The organism is Variovorax sp. J31P207 (genome assembly GCF_030316965.1).
Lineage (GTDB): Bacteria > Pseudomonadota > Gammaproteobacteria > Burkholderiales > Burkholderiaceae_C > Variovorax > Variovorax ginsengisoli_B.
The window spans coordinates 344,616-364,435 of sequence record NZ_JASZYN010000006.1 but is presented as its reverse complement, the minus strand read 5'-3'; the positions used below and the strand labels follow the sequence as shown (position 1 = coordinate 364,435).

Sequence of the window (19,820 nt, the reverse complement as noted above, 5' to 3'; positions counted from 1 at the left end):
TTGTTGTGGGAGCGGGCAAGGAAACCGCCCGGTGCCATCGCTGGCTCACCGGGCGGCGCTGCCTGGGCGCGCGGCGCGCGCCTACTGGACGTCGGTGATCTTCTTGATGTTGTCGGCGCCGAATTCCTTGGCATAGCCGACGTAGGCCGGCTTGAGCGCCTCGCGGAAGGCGGCGCCGTCGACCTTGCGCACCACCTTCATGCCGTCCTTCTCGAGTTGCGCGATGCCGTTGTCCTCGTCTTCGTTGACCTTCTTGCGCTGGGCAGCGCCGGCCTTCCGGGCGGCGTCGAGGAAGACCTTCTTGTCGGCGTCGGAGAGCTTGTTCCAGACCCTGGGCGAAAGCAGCAGCAGGGCCGGGCTGTAGACATGCCCGGTCAGCGAGAGGTGGTTCTGCACCTGCGCGAACTTGGCCGACAGGATCACGGGGATCGGGTTCTCCTGGCCATCGACCGTGCCTTGTTGCAGGGCACCGAACAGCTCGGGGAAGGCCATCGGCGTCGGCAGGATGCCGAAGGTGCGGTAGCCGTCCATGTGCACCTTGTTTTCCATGGTGCGCATCTTCAGGCCGGCGGCATCGGCCGGCTTGACGATGTCGCGCTTGCTGTTCGTCATGTGGCGAAAGCCGTTCTCGGTCCAGCCCAGCGCGATGATGCCCTTGCTCGGGAACTTGGCGAGGATGTCCTGGCCGATCGGGCCGTCCATCACCTTGCGCGCGTGGTCGTAGTCGCGGAACAGGAAGGGGATGTCGACGATCTTGACCTCGGGCACGAAGTTGCCGACCGGACCGGTCGAGGTGTTGACCAGGTCCTGGGTCCCCAACTGGACCGCCTCGATCTGTTCGCGCTCGCCGCCGAGCGCCGAGTTCGGGAACTGCTGGCACTTGTAGCGGCCTTGCGTACCCTTCTCGACTTCGTCGCAGAACACCGTCGAGCCGACGCCGTAGTGCGACTCCTTGGTGGTCGCGTAGCCGATCTTCAGCGTGGTGGTCTGGGCGAAGGCGCTGGCGCCGAGGGCGAGCGAGAGGCAGGCGGCGAGGGTGCCGAGTTTCATGTTGTCTCCGGTGTTGGAAGGATGCCCGCGCGACTATGCCTGAAGCGCGCGCGCGGCCCCGTCGGGACTTTCACGGACCCGGGTCTGTGCCAGGGCCGCGATAGGGGCGCCGCAACAGGTACTCGAGCGACTCGAAAAGCGCTTCGCTCAGCAGCGCCAGCGCCGCGGCCGGCACGGCGCCGGCGATCAGCAGTTCGCGGTCGTTGAGCGCCAGACCGGTCACGATGCGTTCGCCGAAGCCGCCGGCGCCGATGAAGGCGGCGATGGTGGCGGTGCCGATCGCGATGGTGGTCGCGGTGCGCACGCCGGCCAGCAAGGTCGGCATGGCCAGCGGCAGCAGCACCGCGCGCAGGTTCTGGCCGCCGGTCATGCCGAGCGCGATGCCGGCGTCGCGCAGGCCGGTGGGCACTTCGGCCAGGCCGGTCACGGTGTTGCGCATGATCGGCAGCAGCGAATAGAGCGTCAGCGCGATCAGCGCCGGCAAGGTGCCGATCACGCCGAGCAGCGAGATCAGCACGGCCAGCAGCGCCAGCGAGGGAATGGTCTGCAGCAGCCCGGTCGCCCCCAGGACCAGCGCGCGCAGCCGCAGGTGTCCGAACACCGCGACCCCGACCGGCACCGCGATCAGGATCGCGACAGCGACCGAGATCGCGACCAGCAGCAGGTGCTGGCGCGCGAGCCGGCCGAGGTCGGGTCCGAACAGCTTGGCCATGAAGCCGCGGGCGCCTTCGCCGCGTTGCGCCGCGGCGCGCGCGCCCGGTTGCGCCGCGGCCAGGAAATCGCGTGCGATGACGTCGAAGGCCACGCCCTGCAACTCTGCGCGCGCATTCATCGCGATCATGGCGTGCTCGTCGATCCGGCCCTCCAGCTGTTGCAGCGCGGCCCAGGCCGCCGGCAGCCGGGCCGGCAGGTCGAGCCGGTACAGCAGCACGGCGTCGTAGCGGGGAAAGTAGTGCCGGTCGTCCTCGAGCACGCGCAGGCCGAGGTGGTCGATCTTGGCGTCGGTGGTGTAGATGTCCATGACGTCGATCTGCTTGGCGGCGATCGCTTCATAGGCGAGGCCGTGGTCGAGTCCGGTCGGCGCCTGAATGAAGCCGTAGCGTGCTGCCAGGCCCTGCCAGCCGTCGGCGCGGCCGATGAATTCGTTCGAAAGGCCGAAGCGCAGTTCGCGCCGGCCGGCCAGGTCGCTCAGGGTGCGGATGCCGAGCCGCTCGGCGTCGGCGGCCCGTATCGCGAGCGCATAGCCGTCGTTGAATCCGAGCGGCACCGCCACGCCGAGCCCGAGCGGGCGCAGCGCGGCGTTCATTTCCTCGCGCGTCATCGAGGCCTGGCCCTTGAGGATCTCGAGCGCGATGGTGCCGGTGTATTCGGCGTAGACATCGATGCCGCCGGATCTCAGCGCCTCGTAGACGATCGCCGTGTTGCCCAGCCCTTGCCGCACCACCGGGGCGACGGCGGTATGCGGCGCCGCGGTCTGCGCCAGCACCTCGGCCAGGATGTAGGACTCGGTGAAGCGCTTGGAGCCTGCGCGTAGCGGCTGTTCCTGCGCGGCCGCGGCCAGGGCGGTGCCGAGCAGGAAGATGAAAGCCAGGGCGGCAAGCCCGGTGCGGCGCAGCAGTTGCATCGCGGCCAGTGTATCGGCGCTGGCACCCGTGCGCCCGTCCTGGTGTCAACGGTTGGGGGCCTTCTCCTACAGCCGATGGTGCGCGCCGCTGATTCGATCACGCGCATCCGGCCAGCATAGTGAAGGGTGCTCATCAACTATGTCCGTCGCGGCCAGGGAAAGCCTTTGTTGCTCGTGCACGGGCTGGGCAGCAACTGGCGGACCTGGCAGACCATCCTCGACCCTCTGGCCGCCGAGCGCGCGGTGGTGGCGATCGACCTGCCCGGTTTCGGCAAGAGCCCGCCGCTGGAAGGCGAGGTCACCTTGCGCACCCTGGCCGGTGCGGTGGCCCGCTTCCTGGACGAACACGATCTGTGCGGTGCCGACGCGGTCGGCAGTTCGATGGGCGCGCGCCTGGTGCTGGAGCTGGCGCGCCGCGGCCAGGTGCTGGGCACCGTCGTGTCGCTGGGGCCGGGCGGCTTCTGGGCCGGCCGTGAGCATTTGGCCTATCAAATCTCGGTCTGCCTGTCGATGCGGCTGGCGCGCGGCTTCGAATCCGCCATGCCCGCCCTGGTGACCCATTCATGGGCGCGCACGCTGCTGCTGGCGCGGTTCTCGGCGCAGCGCCACCGGCTGTCGCCGGCGCTGGTGCAGGAGGAGATGCACAGCTACGCCGTGGCGAAATCCTTCCAGCTCATGCTGGACGATTTCGTTCGCGGATCGCCGCCGCTCGAAGGCGCGGCCCTCGGCACGCTTGCCAAGCCCGTCGTGATCGGCTGGGGCCGGCTCGACAAGGTGTGCCTCCCGCGCCAGGCGGCGCGCGCGCAAGCGCAGTTCCCCGACGCCCGGCTGCACTGGTTCGAGCGCTGCGGCCACTATCCGCACTGGGACCAGCCCGAAGAAACCGCCCGCCTGATCCTCGACACCACCGCTGATTGAAATGCACCTGCCGCAATGAAGAAACACCACCCGCACGGCGCCCGCGAACTCCCTTCGGTCACGGTCGACGGCTACAGCCTGCAGCTGCGCGGCAAGGATGGCTTCATCGGCGACCAGGCCAGCCAGACCGCGTTCAGGCAGCTGCTGGAGCGCTGGCGCCAGCGCCGCCGCCGCAAGGGCAATGATCCGCTGGGCGGCGTGCATTCGAAGGATCTCAGCAAGCGTGAACTCGACGAGGCACTGGGAGAGACGAAGACCTCCGAGGCCGCCGACATGCTGCACGGCGCGATCGAGGAATTCGCGGAAGAACTGGCCTGGGTGATCGATCGCTTCATGCGCCAGCCTTCGTGGAAAGGCGTGCAGCGGATCGTGATCGGCGGCGGCTTTCCGGGCAGCGACGTCGGCGAGCGCGCGGTGCTGCAGGCGGCGGCGATCCTGCAGCACATGAAGGTTTCGGTCGAACTGGCGCGGATCTGCCACGAGCCGGACGACGGCGGCCTGCTGGGCTGGGTTCACCTGGTGCCGCCGCCGATGCGGAAGGGGCACGACGCCATCATCGCGCTCGACATCGGCGGCACCAACGTTCGCTGCGGCATCGTCAAGCTGCGCAAGAAGCGGGCGCCCGACCTGTCGAAGGCCAAGGTGGTGCGGCGCGAGAAATGGCGGCATGCGGACGATCGCCCGAGCCGCAAGGTGCTGATCGACCGGCTGGCCGAGATGGTCGAGGCGCAGATCCGCTACAGCAGGAAGCAGGGCATCCGGCTGGCGCCTTTCATCGGTATCGCCTGCCCGGGGTTGATCCGCAAGGACGGCTCGATCTCGCGCGGCGCCCAGAACCTGCCGGGCGATTGGGAGAGCGACAACTTCCACCTGCCGAGCGAACTGATCAAGCGGCTGCCGGAGATCGCCGGCCAGCCGACCGTGGCGCTGATGCACAACGACGCCGTGGTGCAGGGGCTGAGCGAATTGCCGTTCATGCAGGACGTGAAGCACTGGGCGGTGCTGACCATCGGCACGGGACTGGGCAATGCCAGCTACACCAACAAGACCGGGCCCGGCAAGAAAGACAAGAAGGCTAAAGCTGGAAAGCGATCGTGAGCAAGAGCCCTTCGGCAACGTCGCGCACCAGGCCCGGCCGGCGCGCCCGGTAGGTCTCGCCGGCCGAGGCCGTGGTCTCGATCCATTGCGCCAGCCAGTCGACCTCGGCACGGCCGTAGAACACCACCGCCGCCTCGTGGTTGAGCAGCAGGCTGCGCAGGTCGAGGTTGATCGAACCGCAAAGCGCCAGGTCCTCGTCCATGACCACGGCCTTGGCATGGGCCATGAAGGGCAGCATCTTGAACATCACGCCGGCGCGCGCCAGGTCTCGCATGGTGCGGGCGCGCACGAAGTCGGCGAGGCGGTGGTTCGACCGGGCCGGGATCGCGATCGTGACCTGTACGCCGCGCCGGGCGGCGAGCCGCAGCGCATCGCGCAGCCCGTCGCCGGGGACGAAGTAGGGCGTCACCGCGAGCAGCCGGTGCTCGGCGCGGAAACAGGCGTCGATCAGCAGCGCCTGCGCCGTGTCCTCGGTCTGGTCGGGGCCGCTGGGCAGGAACTGCGCCAGGCCGCCGTGGTCCTGCGGGCCCGCATTGGCCGCGATGGCGCGCGACTGGCGTCCGCGCACCGAGGTCCAGTCGTGATCGAACTGGCGCGCCGCCGCGGCCGCCGCGTCGCCGCGCAGGTCGAAGGACAGGTCGCGCCAGGGCACCGGATGGGCGTCGTTGCCGGTGAAGTATTCGCCCGCCAGGTTGCGGCCGCCGGACCAGAGCCAGTGGTCGTCGGCGATCGTGAGCTTGCGGTGGTTGCGCAGGTTGCGCGGGCCGCTGCGCCGCAGGCTGAAGATCGGCCGGAACACCGCGACCTCGGCGCCGGCATCGCGCAGCGAGTCGAAGTGCGTGCGCGGCAGCGACAGGGCGCCGAAGCCGTCGAGCAGCACCCGCACCTTGATGCCGCCGCGGGCCCGGCGCGACAGGCGGTTGATCACCTCGTGCCCGAGCGCGTCGTCGCCGATGATGAAGGTCGAGACGTCGAGCGAATGGCGGGCGCTTTCGATCACCTCGAACAGCGCGTCGCGCGCGCCCGCGCCGTCGGAATGCAGCCGGGTGTCGCAGCGGCTCGGCGCCGCGAGGCCGAAGCTCTCGACCAGCTCGGCTGCCCAGTGTCCCGCCGGCGCCGAGCGCGGCGGCCGCGGGATGCCCACCGGCCGGAGCTTGCGCTGGCCGAACATCAGGTACATCGGCAGGATCACGTAGGGCAGCAGCGCCAGGCCCATGACCCAGGCGATGGCGGTGGTGGGCGCGCGCTGCTCGCGCCGTGCGCGGGTCGTGAGCACGTAGACCAGCAGGGCGAAGGTGACGACCAGCAGATGCTGCGACGGCGAGGGCAGCCAGTCGAGCAGGTCGTCGATCTGGTTCACGGGCGGGCCAGCGCCTGCAGGTGCGGTGGCACCGGTCGGCCCTCGGAAGCCAGGAACCGCATCATCGCGCCGACCACCTCGCGCACCGGCGGCCGCGCCCCCACCCGTTCGCGCCAGGCCAGCAGGCGCGGCGTGGCCTGCGTCATCAGCGCGCCCTTGCGCTCGGCGAACACCTGCGCCATGTAGAAGGCGATGTCGACGAAGGAATAACCGCCCGCGAGGTAGTCGCGCTGGGCGAGCAGCGCCTCGAGCCTGGCGTAGAAGGCGGCACAGCCGGCGCAGGCCGCGACCGCGGCCGGGCTCTGCATGTCGTCCTGCAGCCCGAACAGCTTGATGACGTGCGGGAAGAACACCTCGTCGGATTCGAGCTCGAGCCGGCGCGCGTGGGCCCGGGCCGCCACGTCGCCGGGCCACAGGGCGGGCTCGGGGAAGCGGTCTTCGAGGTACTCGAAGATCTGGGTCGAGTCGAACAGTTCGACCTCGCCGTCAATCAGCACCGGCACCTGCCGTTTCGGATTGACCCGCAGCACCTCCGGGTGCCTGGGCTCGTAGCGGTCGTCGCGGTCGAAGGGCACCATGATGCACTCGAAGGCGAGGCCCTTTTCGAGCGCCGCGATCTGCACCTTGGCGCCGAACATGCTGAGGGGGCCGGAATAGAGCTTCATGGCCCCCGAGCCTACTTCACACCGGCCCGGAGTCCAACCGGGCGGCGTTGGGGCGGGGCTACGCGCCCCAGACTTCCCGGGCGGTCTCGACCACCAGCCGCAGCTTGGCGCGCTGCGCCTCGACCGCGATGTTGTTGCCGTGCACCGTGCTGGAGAAGCCGCACTGCGGCGACAGCGCGAGCTGGTCGAGCGACACGTACTTGGCGGCCGCCTCGATGCGGGCCTTGAGTTCGTCCTTGTCTTCCATCTCGCCGAACTTGGTGGTCACCAGGCCCAGCACCACGGTCTTGCCCTTGGGCAGGAAGCGCAGCGGCCGGAAGTCGCCCGAGCGGGCGTCGTCGTATTCGAGGAAGTAGGCGTCGAGGTCCATCTCCTTCAGCAGCGCCTCGGCCACCGGCTCGTAGTTGCCGGCCGCGGCGTGCGTGCTCTTGAAGTTGCCGCGGCACAGGTGCATCGCCAGGATCATGCCCTCGGGCTTCTGCGCCACCACCTTGTTGATGAAGGCGGCGTAGCGGTGCGGCAGCTCGTTCGGGTCGTCGCCGCGCTGGCGCGCCGCTTCGCGCATCCTCTCGTCGCAGAGGTAGGCGAGGTTGGTGTCGTCCATCTGCACGTAGGTGCAGCCAGCGGCCGCGAGCGAGCGCAGCTCGTCGCCATAGGCCTTGGCGACGTCGTCGTAGAACACCGGGTCGAGTTCGGGGTATGCCTCCCGGCTGATGCCGGCGCGCCCGCCGCGGAAGTGCAGCATGGTGGGCGAGGGGATGGTCACCTTGGGCGTGTTGCCCGCCGACACCTGGCTCTTGAGGTATTCGAAGTCGGCCAGCTGGATGTTCTTGGCGTGGCGCACCTTGTCGATCACGCGCATCACGGGGGGCGCAAGTTCCTCGGTGCCGTCCGGCTTGCGGATGGTGACCGGGATGTCGGTCTTGACGCCGCCGAGCTGCTCGAGGAAGTCGATGTGGAAGTAGGTGCGGCGGAATTCGCCGTCGGTGATGCTCTTCAGGCCGATGTCTTCCTGGAACTTGACGATCTCGGTGATCGCCTTGTCTTCGACCTTGCGCAGCTGCTCGGGCGTGATCTCGCCCTTGGCTTTCTGCTCGCGGGCTTCGAGCAGGTATTTCGGGCGAAGGAAGCTGCCGACGTGGTCGTAGCGGGCAGGCAGGGACGCGTGCTGGGACATGGGATGGCTCCGTCGTATCTGGAAAAGAACGGTCGATCGTATCCGCACAGGGAATCCCTGCAATGGATACCGAAAGATCGGTATTTACCCTTGATTTGGCTGAAAACAATGGACTTTAGCGCATTGCTGTATACATTGCGTATCCCATGAAAGCCGAAACCCGCCCCTTTCCGCTCGATGCCTGGTATGCCGCCGCCTACGACGTCGAGGTCGCGCACGCGCTGCTCCCGCGCACGATCTGCAACCAGAAGCTGGTGCTCTACCGCCGCACCGACGGGCAGGTCGCGGTGCTCGAAGACGCCTGCTGGCATCGGCTGATGCCGCTGTCGCTCGGGCGGCTCGAGGGCGACGAGGTGGTCTGCGGCTACCACGGCCTGGTCTACAACAGCCAGGGGCGCTGCACCTTCATGCCGAGCCAGGAGACGCTCAATCCCTCGGCCTGCGTGCGGGCCTATCCGGTGGTCGAGAAGCACCGCTTCGTCTGGGTCTGGCCGGGCGACCCGGCCAAGGCCGATCCGGCGCTGGTGCCCGACATGCACTGGAACGACGACCCCGAATGGGCCGGCGACGGCAAGATGATCCGGGTGGCGTGCGACTACCGTCTGGTGGTCGACAACCTCATGGACCTGACCCACGAGACCTTCGTCCACGGCTCGTCGATCGGCAACCGCGCGGTCGCCGAGGCGCCCTTCGTCGCCACCCATGGCGACCGCTCGGCGACGGTCACGCGCTGGATGGAGGGCATCGAGGCGCCGCCGTTCTGGGCCGGACAGATCCACCATGCGCGCGGCTACCGGGGCCCGGTCGACCGCTGGCAGATCATCCGCTTCGAGGGCCCGTGCACGGTCAACATCGACGTCGGCGTGGCCGAGGCGGGCAGCGGAGCGGTGCCGAGCGACGGCCGGCCCGGCGACCGCAGCAAGGGCGTCAACGGCTACGTGCTCAACACCATCACGCCCGAGACCGACAAGAGCTGCCTCTACTTCTGGGCCTTCGCACGCAACTACTGCATCGGCGAGCAGCGCCTCACGCACCAGTTGCGCGAGGGCGTGGCCGGCATCTTCCGCGAGGACGAGCTGGTGCTCGAGGCCCAGCAGCGGGCGATCGACGATCGGCCCGACTACAGCTTCTACAACCTCAACATCGACGCCGGCGCGATGTGGGCGCGGCGCCTGATCGACCAGATGGTGGCGCGCGAGAAGCCGCGCGCGCCGACGATTCCGATCCAGCCGGTGGGGATTTCCTCATGAGCGCTGTCGGATTGACCCCCGAGCCGGTCGAGGCCGGCGGTTCCCACGCGGTCAAGGCCCAGCTGCGCCTGCGCGAGATGATCCTGGCCGGCGAGCTGGCCGGCGGCGCCCGCATCGCCGAGGTGGCGGTGTCGGAACTGCTGGGCGTCTCGCGCACCCCGGTGCGCAGCGCGCTGATGCGGCTCGAACAGGAAGGGCTGCTCGAAAGCCTCCCCAACGGCGGCTATGCCGTGCGGACCTTCTCGGAGCGCGACGTGGCCGACGCAATCGAGCTGCGCGGCACGCTCGAAGGCCTGTCGGCGCGGCTGGCGGCCGAGCGCGGCGCGCCGCCGGTGGTGCTGCGCGAGGCCAGGGCCTGCCTGCGGCGCATCGACGAGCTGCTGCGCCAGCCGGCGCTCGACGATGCCGCCTTCTCGCGCTACGTCGCCTTCAACGAGGAGTTCCACCGGCTGCTTTCGGAGATGTCGGGCAGCGCGCTGATCGCCAAGCAGATGGAGCGCGTCATCAACCTGCCGTTCGCCTCGCCCTCGGGCTTCGTGGTGGTGCAGGCCAATTCGCCCGCCGCCCGCGACATGCTGCTGATCGCGCAGGACCAGCACGGCCAGGTGCTCGACGCGATCGAGAACCGCGAAGGCTCGCGCGCCGAGGCGCTGATGCGCGAGCACAGCCGGATCGCCCAGCGCAACTTGCGGGAAGCGCTGCACGGCGCCCAGAACCATCCGCTGCCGGGTGTGCAGTTGATACGCCGCAGAGCATGAAGAAGCCCAGAAGATGAAAAGCGATATCCACTGGATGCCAGCGCGCATCAGCGCCATCAAGGACCTCAGCCCCACCGTGCGCGAATTCGAGATCACGCCCGAATCGGGCGAGGTCGCAGGGCATGAGCCGGGCGCCCACCTGCAGGTCCAGGTACTGGTCGGCGCGCCCGGCGCCGGGCGCATGCAGAACCGTTCCTACTCGGTGGTCGGCGCGCCCGACGGCCGCAGCTGGCGGATCGCGGTCAAGCGCCTCGATGACGGCCGCGGCGGCTCGCTCGCGATGTGGCGGCTGGCCATCGGCGACCGGCTGCTGGTCAGCGAACCGCAGAGCCACTTCGGCCTCGACCTGACGGCGCCCGGCTACCTGCTGGTGGCTGGCGGGATCGGCATCACGCCGCTGGTCTACATGGCGCAGCGGCTGGCGGCGCTGGCCGAGCGCGGCGGCGTCCCGGTGCGCATGCTCTATGGCGCTCGCAACGCGTCCGAGCTGGCCTACCTGCCCGAGCTGCGTGCGGCGCTGGCGCCGCACCCGAGCGCCAGCGTGCAGGCCCACACCGGCGCGGCGCCGATCGACTTCGCCGCCGAGATCGCCGCGTTGCCCTCCGGCGGCCAGCTCTATACCTGCGGCCCCGTGCCGATGCTCGAGGCGGTCAAGCGGGCCTGGGCCGCCGCCGGCCGGCCGCAGGCCGACCTGCGCTTCGAGACCTTCGGCAGCAGCGGCCGGCTGCCGACCCAGGCCTTCGAGGTGCGGATTCCGCGCCACGGCCTCGCCATCACGGTGCAGGCCGGCAGCACGCTGCTCGAAGCGCTCGAGGGCGCCGGCGTCCAGACGCTCTGGGACTGCCGCCGCGGCGAGTGCGGCCTGTGCGCGATGGACGTGCTGGCGGTCGACGGCGAGATCGACCACCGCGACGTGTTCCTGAGCGAACACGAAAAGGCATCCGGGCGCCGCATCTGCGCCTGCGTCTCGCGCGCGGTCGGCACGATCACGCTCGACTCCGCCTGGCGACCGGACAATCCCTGAGATCCCGCACGCGTTGCGCGATCATCGCGCAGCCGTTTTACTGATCGCGCAGAATTCGCAGCCCGGGCTTGAAGCCTAGGTAGTTGCCGGCGTCCGGGCCTGCTTGCATCTGGTCACAATATCCCCCGTCACGCTTCCACTGAAAAAGGAGAGTTCCCATGCTTCGTCGCCATCTCGTCCAGGCCGCCAGCCTGACCGCCATCGCGCTGGCCTTGCCGCTGGCCGCCCAGGCACAGGACAACACCTTCAAGATTGGCCTGATCCTGCCGATGACCGGCCAGCAAGCCTCCACCGGCCGCCAGGTCGAGGCCGCCGCCAAGCTCTACATGGCGCAGCATGGCGACACGGTTGCCGGCAAGAAAGTCCAGCTGATCGTCAAGGACGACACCGGCCTGCCCGACGTCGCCAAGCGCCTGGCGCAGGAACTGGTGGTGAACGACAAGGTCAACGTGCTGGCCGGCTTCGGCCTGACGCCGATCGCGCTGGCCGTGGCGCCGATCGCGACCCAGTCGAAGACCCCTGCCATCACGATGGCGGCCGCCACCTCGGCCATCACCCAGGCCTCGCCCTACATGCTGCGCTCCAGCTTCACGCTGCCACAGGCCGCGGTCGCGATGGGCGACTGGGCGCCCAAGAACGGCATCAAGTCGGTGGTCACGCTGGTGGCCGACTACGGTCCGGGCAACGACGCCGAGAAGTTCTTCGCCGAGCGCTTCGAGCTCAACGGCGGCAAGGTGATCGAGAAGCTGCGGGTGCCGCTGCGCAACCCCGACTTCGCCCCCTTCCTGCAGAAGGTGCGCGACGCCAAGCCAGATGCGCTGTTCGTCTTCGTGCCCTCGGGCGCCGGCGCGGCCGTGATGAAGCAGTTCCTGGAGCGCGGCATGGACAAGGCCGGCATCAAGCTGATCGGCACCGGCGACGTGACCGACGACGACCAGCTCAACGACATGGGCGAAGGCGCGCTCGGCGTGGTCACCTCGCACCACTACTCGACCGCCCACCCCTCGGCGATGAACAAGAAGTTCGTGGCCGACTTCGAAGCCGCCAACAAGAACATGCGGCCGAACTTCATGGCCGTCGGCGGCTACGACGGCATGCGCATCATCTACGAGGCGCTCAAGACCACCAAGGGCCAGGGGGGCGGCGATGCGCTGCTGGCCGCGATGAAGGGCCAGGTCTTCGAGAGCCCGCGCGGCCCGGTGCTGATCGACGCCCAGACCCGCGACATCACGCAGGACATCTACCTGCGCAAGGTCGAGAAGAAGGACGGCCAGCTCTGGAACATCGAGTTCGACGTCATCAAGGCGGTCAAGGACCCAGGGAAAAACAAGCAGTGATGCTCGGCACGCAGGCATCTTTTCGGGAAACACCGCGGAACCGGCTTTGCCGGGCCGCTGGTGTTGCCCCCGGTAGGGGGTGGGCGCCCGACACGAAGTGCGGGCAACCTGGGGGCGAGCTTTGTTGACCATTCTTTTCGACGGCATTGCCTACGGCATGCTGCTGTTCGTGCTCGCGGTCGGCCTGGCCGTGACGCTGGGGCTGATGAACTTCATCAACCTCGCGCACGGCGCCTTCGCGATGGCCGGCGGCTATCTCACGGTGTTCGCGATGCAGAAGCTGGGCGTGCCCTTCCTGCTGTGCCTGCCGCTGGCCTTCCTGGTGGTCGGCGCGGCGGGGGCGCTGCTCGAGCGCACGCTCTACCGGCCGATGTATGGCAAGTCGCACCTCGACCAGGTGTTGTTCTCGATCGGGCTGGCCTTCATGGCGGTGGCGGCGGTCGATTACTTCGTCGGCTCCTCGCAGCAGAACATCCACCTGCCCGAGTGGCTGCGCGGGCGCACCGAGATTGGCGACGGCGCCTTGCTGCTGGGCATGGGCCACTACCGCATCTTCATCATCGCGGTCTGCACCTTGCTCACCGTGGTGCTGCAGCTGATCCTCTCCAAGACCCGCTTCGGCAGCCGGCTGCGCGCGGCGGTCGACGATCCCCGCGTGGCGGCCGGGCTGGGCATCAACGTCAACGTGGTGTTCCTGCTGACCTTCGCGGTGGGCTCGGGTCTGGCGGGGCTCGGCGGTGCACTGGGCGCCGAGATCCTCGGCCTCGATCCGACCTTCCCGCTCAAGTACATGGTCTATTTCCTCATCGTGGTCTCGGTCGGCGGCACCTCGTCGATCACCGGGCCGCTGCTGGCCGCGCTGCTGCTCGGCGTCGCCGACGTGGCGGGCAAGTACTTCATCCCGAAGATGGGCGCCTTCACGGTCTACCTGCTGATGATCCTGATCCTGATGTGGCGGCCGCAGGGGCTGTTCACGCGCAAGGGGGGCAAGTGATGGAATTCAGTCAGCCCTTACTGCAGAAGGCGCGCTGGCGCCCCTGGGAATACGCACTGTGGGTGGTGGCCTTCGCGCTGCCGCTGCTGGTGCCGTCGCATGCGCTGATGATCAACGAGATCGCCATCGTCGCGCTGTTCGCGATGTCGCTCGACCTGATCCTCGGCTACACCGGCATCGTGTCGCTGGGCCACGCGGCCTTCTTCGGCTTCGGCGCCTATACGGCGGCGCTGTTCGCCAAGCACGTGATGCCCGATCCGACGATCGGCCTGGTGGTGGCCATCGCGCTGTCGGCGGCGCTGGGCGCCGTGGCCAGCGTCACCATCCTGCGCGGCAGCGACCTGACGAGGCTGATGGTCACCCTGGGCACCGCGCTGCTGCTGCTCGAACTCGCCAACAAGCTCGACTGGCTCACCGGCGGCGCCGACGGGCTGCAGGGCGTGGTGATGGGGCCGGTGCTTGGGGTCTTCGACTTCGACCTGTTCGGCCGCACCGCTGCCTGGTATTCGCTGTCGGTGCTGCTGCTCTTGTTCCTGCTGATGCGTCGGCTGGTGCATTCGCCCTTCGGCGCCACGCTCAAGGCGATCCGCGACAACCGGCTGCGGGCGATGGCGATCGGCATCCCCGTGGTGTCGCGGCTGGCCGTGATCTACACCGTGGCGGCAGCCGTGGCGGGCGGCGCGGGCGCGCTGCTGGCCCAGACCACCGGCTTCGCCTCGCTCGACGTGCTGGCCTTCGACCGTTCGGCCGACGTGGTGCTGATGCTGGTCATCGGCGGGGTCGGCTGGCTCTACGGCGGCATTGCAGGCGCAATCGTCTTCAAGCTGCTGCAGGACACGCTGTCGACCGTCACGCCGCAATACTGGATGTTCTGGATCGGTCTGATCCTGGTGCTGCTGGTGCTGGTCGGGCGCGACCGGCTGCTCAAGCCCTGGACCTGGTTCGGCGCGCGCAAGGCGGTGAAGCCATGAGCGACATCGTGCTCACGGCCACCGGCCTCGTGATGCGCTTCGGCGGCATCACGGCCACCAACAACGTCACGCTGAACCTGCGGCGCGGTGCCCGCCATGCCCTGATCGGCCCCAACGGTGCCGGCAAGACGACGCTGATCAATCTGCTGACCGGCGTGCTCACGCCGACCGAAGGCCGCATCGTGCTCGAGGGCGAGGACATCACGCGGCTGGCGCCGCACCGTCGGGTGGCGCGCGGCATGGTGCGCACCTTCCAGATCAACCAGCTGTTCGACTCGATGACGCCGCTGGAGACGCTGGCGCTGGTGGTCTCGCAGCACAGCGGCGTGGGCGCGCAGTGGTGGCGCCCGTTGGGCTCCTCGACGGCGGTGGCCGAACGGGCCGGGCAGTTGCTCGAGCAGTTCCGCCTGGCCGACGTCGCCCAGCAACAGACCCGCCATCTGGCCTACGGCAAGCGGCGGCTGCTCGAGATCGCGATCGCGCTGGCTTGCGAACCGCGCGTGCTGCTGCTCGACGAGCCGGTCGCGGGGGTGCCGGCCGGTGAACGCGAAGAACTGCTCGAGACCGTGGCGGCATTGCCGGCCGACGTCTCGGTGCTGCTGATCGAGCACGACATGGACCTGGTCTTCAGCTTCGCCGACCGGATGACCGTGCTGGTCAACGGCACGCTGCTGACCGAAGGCGATCCGGACACGATCGCCAACGACCCGAAGGTGAAAGAGGTCTACCTCGGACACGGAGCCGCGCATGAGTGAGTTGCTGCGCATCGAGAACCTGAGCGCAGGCTACGGCGAGGCCGTGGTGCTGCATGACGTCGGGCTCGCGCTCGGCGAGGGCCAGACGCTGGCGCTGCTGGGCCGCAACGGCACCGGCAAGACCACGCTGATCAACACGCTGGCGGGCGCGACGCGCCAGCACGGCGGCAGCATCACGCTCGGCGGCACGGCGCTGCACAAGCTGTCGCCGCACCTGCGGGCTGCGGCCGGCATCGGCTGGGTGCCGCAGGAACGCAACATCTTCAAGTCGCTGACGGTGCACGAGAACCTGACGGCGGTAGAGCGGCCGGGCCGCTGGAATCCGCAGCGGGTCTACGAGATGTTCCCGCGGCTGGCGGAGCGCAAGGGCAACCTGGGCACGCAGCTGTCGGGCGGCGAGCAGCAGATGCTGGCCGTCGGCCGCGCGCTGGTGCTGAACCCGACCCTGCTGCTGCTCGACGAGCCGCTCGAAGGGCTGGCGCCGATCATCGTCGAAGAGCTGCTGCGTGCGATCCGCCGCATCACGCGCGACGAGGGCCTGGCGGCGATCATCGTCGAGCAGCATCCGCAGGCGATCCTCGCGATCTCCGACGAGGCGGTGGTGCTCGACCACGGCACCGTGGTGCATGCCGACCACGCGGCCAGCTTGCAGGCGCAGCCCGAGGTGCTGGAACGGCTGCTCGGGGTTGGCCGCTAGCGCGCAGCGGCCTAAACTCACGGCCCTCGTTTCCGCTGAAAGGGCCGGACCATGGCATCGATTCGACAGGAAATCCAGGTCGCGGCCCCGGCCGAGAAGATCTGGGACGCGGTCCGCGACGTCGGCCAGATCCATCGTCGCCTGGTGCCGGGTTTCGTCACCGACTGCAAGCTCGACGGCGACGCTCGCATCGTCACCTTCGGCAACGGCATGGTGGCGCGCGAGGTCATCGTCGACCTCGACGACGCTGCGCGCCGCGCCGTCTGGTCGGCCAGCGGCGGCCGCCTCACCCACCACAACGCCTCGCTGCAGGTGTTCGCCGAGGACGCGGGGCACAGCCGCCTGGTCTGGATCGCCGACCTGCTGCCGCACGAGATGGCGGAGCCGATCGCCGCCATGATCGCGGCCGGGATGCAGGCGATGAAGAAGACGCTCGAGGCTTGAGCGGCCCGGATCAGTACCCGACGGTGAAACGCTGCCGCGGATGCTTCGGGGACTCGATCTCGTCGACCATCGCGATCGCGTAGTCCTCCATCGAGATCCAGCTCTTGCCGCCGGCGTCGCTCAGCAGGCTGTCGCCGCCGACGCGGAACTTGCCCGTGCGCTGGCCGGGCTCGAAGATCGCCGAGGGCGACAAGAAGGTCCAGTCCAGGTCCTTCTCCGCCCGCAGCGCGGCCAGCAGCGTGCCGCCGGCGGCGGCCTCGGCCTTGTAGGCGTCCGGGAAGCCGGGCGCGTCGATCAGCGCCGCACCGGGCGCGACCTCGAGGCTGCCGGCGCCGCCGACCACCAGCAGGCGCGGCACGCCGGCCTGCCGGGCGGCGGCGATCAGGGTCGCGGCGTCGGTGCCGCCGGCGAATCGGGTCGCACTGACGATCACGTCATGGCCGCGCAGCAGCGGCACCAGTGCGTCGAGCGCTTTCGCGTCGGCGGCCTGGAGGCTCAGCCCGGGGCGGGCTTCGACGCCGTCGACATGGCGGGCGATGCCGGTCACGCTGTGGCCGCGCGCCAGCAGTTCGTCGGCGATGCGGGAGCCGGCGCGGCCGGTGATTCCGAGAAGGGCGATCTTGCTCATGGGTGTTCCTTGGGTGAGAGGGGTTGGGAGAGAAGGGTTTCGAGCTGCGCGGTCCAGGCGTCGGGGCGACGGAGGAAGCGGCCGGCATCCAGCGGCGTCAGCCGGCCATCGGTGGTCGCCAGCGCCAGGGTCGGAAAGCCCTGGCCGCCGATCCGGGCCAACCAGCGGCGGCTTTCGTCGATATGGCGCTGGGTGGGTTCACCCGCCATGAAGTCGAAGTCGTCGGAGAAGGCGGCCGCGTCGAGACCGAGCTCCGCCGCCAGCGCACGCAGCACCTGCGGGTCGGCGATGCGCCGCCCCTCGACATAGTGGGCGCGCTGGAGGCTGTGAAGCATGTCCAGCCCCCGGCCCGCCTCGGCCTCGGCGACCAGGATCGCCGTCAGCGGCGGTGCGGAGTCCAGCATCGCGCCGCTGTCGTTCAGCAGGCCGTCGAAATAGGCGGCGCCGAAGGGCTGGCCGCTGAGTTCGGCGATGCGGCGGTCGTGCGGCATCACGTGCTCGCGCCAGGCCGGCGTGATGGGGCGCCGGTTGCTGCCGGTCAGCATGCCGCCGCCATGGCATTCGATCGCCAGCGCCGGCAGGCTGCGCGCGGCCTCGATCAAGGGCGCCGCGGCGTAGCACCAGCCGCACAGCGGGTCGAAGACGTAGTGCAGCGTCGCGCGCCGGGGGAGGGGGTTCGTTGCCGTCATGCCCCGTATCGTATGTTTCTCGATCCGATCGAAAAACCGCGTAGCATGCAATGGTTTGTTGCTTTATTCGATCGAATATGGACCGCATCGTCGCCGCCGAAGTCTTCGTCCGCATCGCCGAGCGCGGCAGCATGACCGCGGCCGCCGAGGCGCTCGACATGTCGCGCGCCATGGTGACGCGCTATCTCGCGCAGATGGAGCGGTGGGCCGGCGCCCGGCTGCTGCATCGCACGACCCGGCGGCTCAGCCTCACCGAGGCCGGCGAGGAAACCCTGGCGCGCTGCCGCCGCATGCTCGAGGTCGCGGCCGAAATGGCGACCGCCGCCAGCGCCTGCGCGGAAGAACCGCGCGGCCTGCTGCGGGTCGCCTGCGCCCAGTCGCTGGCCCAGGACGTGCTCGCCTCGGCGGTGGCCGACTACCTGCGCCGCCATCCCCGGGCGGCGATCGACCTGCACATCGACGCCCGGCCGGTGAACCTGGTCGAGGAACGCATCGACCTCGCGATCCGGATCACCAACGACCTCGATCCGAACCTGATCGCCCGGCCGCTGGGCCGGTGCGACTCGGTGGTCTGCGCCTCGCCGGCCTACCTGGCGGCCCACGGCGAGCCGGCCAGCGTGCAGGACCTGGCATTGCACAACTGCCTGACCTATTCCTACTTCGGCAAGAGCCTGTGGCAGTTCGAGCAGGGCGCCGATCGCATCGCGGTGCCGGTCAGCGGCAACCTCAGCGCCAACGAGTCGCAAGTGCTGCTGGCAGCAGCCATCGAGGGCGCCGGCATCGCGATGCAGCCGGCCTACTCGGCCCGCGGGCCGATCGCCCAGGGCCGGCTGGTGGCGCTGCTGCCCGATTTCGTGCCGCAGGGCCTGGGGGTCTACGGCGTCTACGCGTCGCGGCGCCAGATGCCGGCGTCGCTGCGGGCGCTGCTCGATTTCCTGGTGGCGCGTTTCGCCGAGCCGGCCCACTGGCCGCCCGGTGCCTAGAACCTGTTTGCGCTCTCCCTGGGGTCGCGTTGGGGCGCAATCGGGATGAGTTCGAAGTGCCGTTGCGCCGCATGGGCTTGTGCCCATGCAAGCAGCGGCACGCAGAAATCGCCCGATTTCGCCCCAACCCGAAGGGCAGGCGTCTTTTCGGGCGGTCTGCGGCGTTGCAGCGCTTGCCCATAGCCATGCTATGGGCGGCGCACTGCGCCTTGCATCCCCTCCCGAAAAGTCGCCTGCGCGACCCCAGGGAGAGCGCAAACAGGTTCTCAGTTCTCCGGCCCGACCGCGCGGTAGAGCGCGCGCACGAAATCCGATTGCGTGATCATCCCGGCCAGGCGGCGCTCGGCGTCGATGATCGGGATGTGGTGGTGGCCGCCTTCGGAGAACAGCGGCACCAGTTCGGCCAGCGGCCGGTCTTCGCTGGCCACGCGCACCTGGCGCGTCATGATCTGGCCCACCACCTCGGGCTTGTTCGACATCACGCTGCGGGTCGCGCGGATGAAGTGGCGCAGCCGGCCGCCGATGCCTTCGTGGTGCTCCAGGTCGATCTGGCGGAAGAAATCGGCCTGGGTGACGATGCCGACCACCCGGCGCGTCCGGTCGGTCACCGGCAGCGCCTTGATGCGGCGCTCGTGCATCAGGGTCCAGGCGTCCTGCAGGGGCATGCCGAACTCGGCCACCACCGGGTCGCGCGACATGATGTCGGCGCAGCGTACCGTGCCGAGCCGCCGGTGCCAGGATTCCATCTCGGTCTGCCGGATCAGCGATTCGAGGTCGTCGCGGCTGATGTCCAGCACCTGGTTGTAGCGCGCCAGCACGGCGTCGATGTCGGCCGACATGGCGCCGGCGTCGGCCCCGGGCGGGCGCGGCGGCGCCAGCTGCAGGTGCGGATAGCGGCGCCCCGTCAGGCTGTTGTAGACCACCCCGGCCAGCACCAGCAGCAGCGAATCGGCGAACACCGGCAGGAAGGCGAAAGGCAGCTCGCCGGTGTGGGTCAGCACGGCCAGCAGCGCCACCGCGCCGCCCGGCGGATGCAGGCAGCGCATGGCGAACATCAGGCCGATGGCCAGGGCGGTCGCCAGCGCGCCGGCCCAGACACCGTCTGGCAGCCAATGGGCGCAGGCGACGCCGACCAGGGCGGCGAGCGTGTTGCCGCCGATCACCGGCCAGGGCTGCGCGAGCGGGCTGGCCGGCAAGGCGAACACCAGCACCGCGCTGGCGCCGAGCGGCGCGATCAGCCAGCCGCTGCCGCCGGCCAGCCATTCGCACACCAGACCGGTGAACAGCAGGCCGATCGCAGCCCCCACGACCGCGCGCAGCCGTTCGCGCCCGTCGACGACGGTGGGCCCGGGCAGCCAGGCGCGGGCGAAGCTTCGCAGATCGAACGACCGCATCGCT

20 protein-coding genes are annotated in these 19,820 nt (G+C 69.4%); 12 read left to right on the top strand and 8 right to left on the bottom strand.

Annotated elements, in window-relative coordinates:
* Positions 1 to 81: 81 nt before the first annotated feature.
* Entirely contained in the window at positions 82 to 1,050 is a 969-nt protein-coding gene (locus tag QTI68_RS22335; protein ID WP_286507361.1) for a TRAP transporter substrate-binding protein, read from the bottom strand.
* 70 nt (positions 1,051 to 1,120) lie between these two features.
* Entirely contained in the window at positions 1,121 to 2,674 is a 1,554-nt protein-coding gene (locus QTI68_RS22330) for a glycine betaine ABC transporter substrate-binding protein (protein ID WP_286524584.1), read from the bottom strand.
* A gap of 126 nt (positions 2,675 to 2,800) precedes the next feature.
* Between QTI68_RS22330 and QTI68_RS22325 the strand changes: the two genes are divergently transcribed.
* Positions 2,801 to 3,592 carry an alpha/beta fold hydrolase gene (locus QTI68_RS22325; protein ID WP_286524581.1) on the top strand — a complete coding sequence of 264 codons (792 nt, stop codon included), beginning with the start codon at positions 2,801 to 2,803 and terminating at the stop codon, positions 3,590 to 3,592.
* A gap of 15 nt (positions 3,593 to 3,607) precedes the next feature.
* The gene (locus tag QTI68_RS22320; RefSeq protein ID WP_286524580.1) at positions 3,608 to 4,690 is read left to right on the top strand and encodes an ROK family protein; all 1,083 of its coding nucleotides are present in this window, start codon (positions 3,608 to 3,610) and stop codon (positions 4,688 to 4,690) included.
* Here QTI68_RS22320 and QTI68_RS22315 read toward each other — a convergent pair.
* The 3 genes from QTI68_RS22315 to QTI68_RS22305 are packed head-to-tail and all read right to left on the bottom strand — an operon-like array spanning position 4,668 to position 7,892.
* Positions 4,668 to 6,050: a phospholipase D-like domain-containing protein gene (locus tag QTI68_RS22315; RefSeq protein ID WP_286524578.1), complete on the bottom strand. Its 1,383-nt coding sequence runs from the start codon at positions 6,048 to 6,050 to the stop codon at positions 4,668 to 4,670. The genes QTI68_RS22320 and QTI68_RS22315 overlap by 23 nt on opposite strands.
* Positions 6,047 to 6,715 (bottom strand): glutathione S-transferase family protein, encoded by a 669-nt coding sequence (locus tag QTI68_RS22310; protein ID WP_286524576.1) that lies wholly within the window; start codon positions 6,713 to 6,715, stop codon positions 6,047 to 6,049. The genes QTI68_RS22315 and QTI68_RS22310 overlap by 4 nt, the downstream gene beginning before the upstream one ends.
* 58 nt (positions 6,716 to 6,773) lie before the next feature.
* Positions 6,774 to 7,892 carry a 5-methyltetrahydropteroyltriglutamate--homocysteine S-methyltransferase gene (locus QTI68_RS22305; protein ID WP_286524575.1) on the bottom strand — a complete coding sequence of 373 codons (1,119 nt, stop codon included), beginning with the start codon at positions 7,890 to 7,892 and terminating at the stop codon, positions 6,774 to 6,776.
* A gap of 146 nt (positions 7,893 to 8,038) precedes the next feature.
* Between QTI68_RS22305 and QTI68_RS22300 the strand changes: the two genes are divergently transcribed.
* The 9 genes from QTI68_RS22300 (at position 8,039) to QTI68_RS22260 (ending at position 16,122) form a co-directional block, all read left to right on the top strand.
* The gene (locus QTI68_RS22300) at positions 8,039 to 9,142 is read left to right on the top strand and encodes an aromatic ring-hydroxylating dioxygenase subunit alpha (RefSeq protein WP_286524573.1); all 1,104 of its coding nucleotides are present in this window, start codon (positions 8,039 to 8,041) and stop codon (positions 9,140 to 9,142) included.
* Positions 9,139 to 9,900 (top strand): GntR family transcriptional regulator, encoded by a 762-nt coding sequence (locus QTI68_RS22295; RefSeq protein WP_286524571.1) that lies wholly within the window; start codon positions 9,139 to 9,141, stop codon positions 9,898 to 9,900. Before QTI68_RS22300 ends, QTI68_RS22295 begins: the two co-directional genes overlap by 4 nt.
* 13 nt (positions 9,901 to 9,913) lie before the next feature.
* Complete coding sequence (locus tag QTI68_RS22290; protein ID WP_286524570.1) at positions 9,914 to 10,924, top strand: PDR/VanB family oxidoreductase; 1,011 nt, start codon at positions 9,914 to 9,916, stop codon at positions 10,922 to 10,924.
* Between the two features lie 158 nt (positions 10,925 to 11,082).
* Positions 11,083 to 12,261 (top strand): ABC transporter substrate-binding protein, encoded by a 1,179-nt coding sequence (locus QTI68_RS22285; RefSeq protein WP_286524569.1) that lies wholly within the window; start codon positions 11,083 to 11,085, stop codon positions 12,259 to 12,261.
* Positions 12,262 to 12,382: 121 nt separating this feature from the next.
* Positions 12,383 to 13,255: a branched-chain amino acid ABC transporter permease gene (locus tag QTI68_RS22280; protein WP_286524567.1), complete on the top strand. Its 873-nt coding sequence runs from the start codon at positions 12,383 to 12,385 to the stop codon at positions 13,253 to 13,255.
* On the top strand, positions 13,255 to 14,226 hold the full coding sequence (locus QTI68_RS22275; RefSeq protein ID WP_286524564.1) for a branched-chain amino acid ABC transporter permease: 972 nt from the start codon (positions 13,255 to 13,257) through the stop codon (positions 14,224 to 14,226). The genes QTI68_RS22280 and QTI68_RS22275 overlap by 1 nt, the downstream gene beginning before the upstream one ends.
* Positions 14,223 to 14,981 (top strand): ABC transporter ATP-binding protein, encoded by a 759-nt coding sequence (locus QTI68_RS22270; protein WP_286524562.1) that lies wholly within the window; start codon positions 14,223 to 14,225, stop codon positions 14,979 to 14,981. The genes QTI68_RS22275 and QTI68_RS22270 overlap by 4 nt, the downstream gene beginning before the upstream one ends.
* Positions 14,974 to 15,678 (top strand): ABC transporter ATP-binding protein, encoded by a 705-nt coding sequence (locus QTI68_RS22265; RefSeq protein WP_286524561.1) that lies wholly within the window; start codon positions 14,974 to 14,976, stop codon positions 15,676 to 15,678. The genes QTI68_RS22270 and QTI68_RS22265 overlap by 8 nt, the downstream gene beginning before the upstream one ends.
* A gap of 51 nt (positions 15,679 to 15,729) precedes the next feature.
* Complete coding sequence (locus QTI68_RS22260; protein ID WP_286524559.1) at positions 15,730 to 16,122, top strand: SRPBCC family protein; 393 nt, start codon at positions 15,730 to 15,732, stop codon at positions 16,120 to 16,122.
* A gap of 10 nt (positions 16,123 to 16,132) precedes the next feature.
* Here QTI68_RS22260 and QTI68_RS22255 read toward each other — a convergent pair whose 3' ends face one another.
* Both QTI68_RS22255 and QTI68_RS22250 read right to left on the bottom strand, forming a co-directional pair.
* The gene (locus tag QTI68_RS22255) at positions 16,133 to 16,750 is read right to left on the bottom strand and encodes an NAD(P)-dependent oxidoreductase (RefSeq protein WP_286524556.1); all 618 of its coding nucleotides are present in this window, start codon (positions 16,748 to 16,750) and stop codon (positions 16,133 to 16,135) included.
* Positions 16,747 to 17,439 carry a DsbA family protein gene (locus QTI68_RS22250; RefSeq protein WP_286524553.1) on the bottom strand — a complete coding sequence of 231 codons (693 nt, stop codon included), beginning with the start codon at positions 17,437 to 17,439 and terminating at the stop codon, positions 16,747 to 16,749. Before QTI68_RS22250 ends, QTI68_RS22255 begins: the two co-directional genes overlap by 4 nt.
* 77 nt (positions 17,440 to 17,516) lie before the next feature.
* Here QTI68_RS22250 and QTI68_RS22245 point away from each other — a divergent pair, with 77 nt between their 5' ends.
* Complete coding sequence (locus QTI68_RS22245) at positions 17,517 to 18,422, top strand: LysR family transcriptional regulator (protein ID WP_286524551.1); 906 nt, start codon at positions 17,517 to 17,519, stop codon at positions 18,420 to 18,422.
* Positions 18,423 to 18,688: 266 nt separating this feature from the next.
* On the opposite strand, the gene QTI68_RS22240 is transcribed toward QTI68_RS22245, so the two are convergent.
* A complete protein-coding gene (locus QTI68_RS22240) occupies positions 18,689 to 19,816 on the bottom strand; it encodes an HPP family protein (RefSeq protein ID WP_286524550.1) in 1,128 nt (375 codons plus the stop codon).
* Positions 19,817 to 19,820 lie beyond the last annotated feature (4 nt).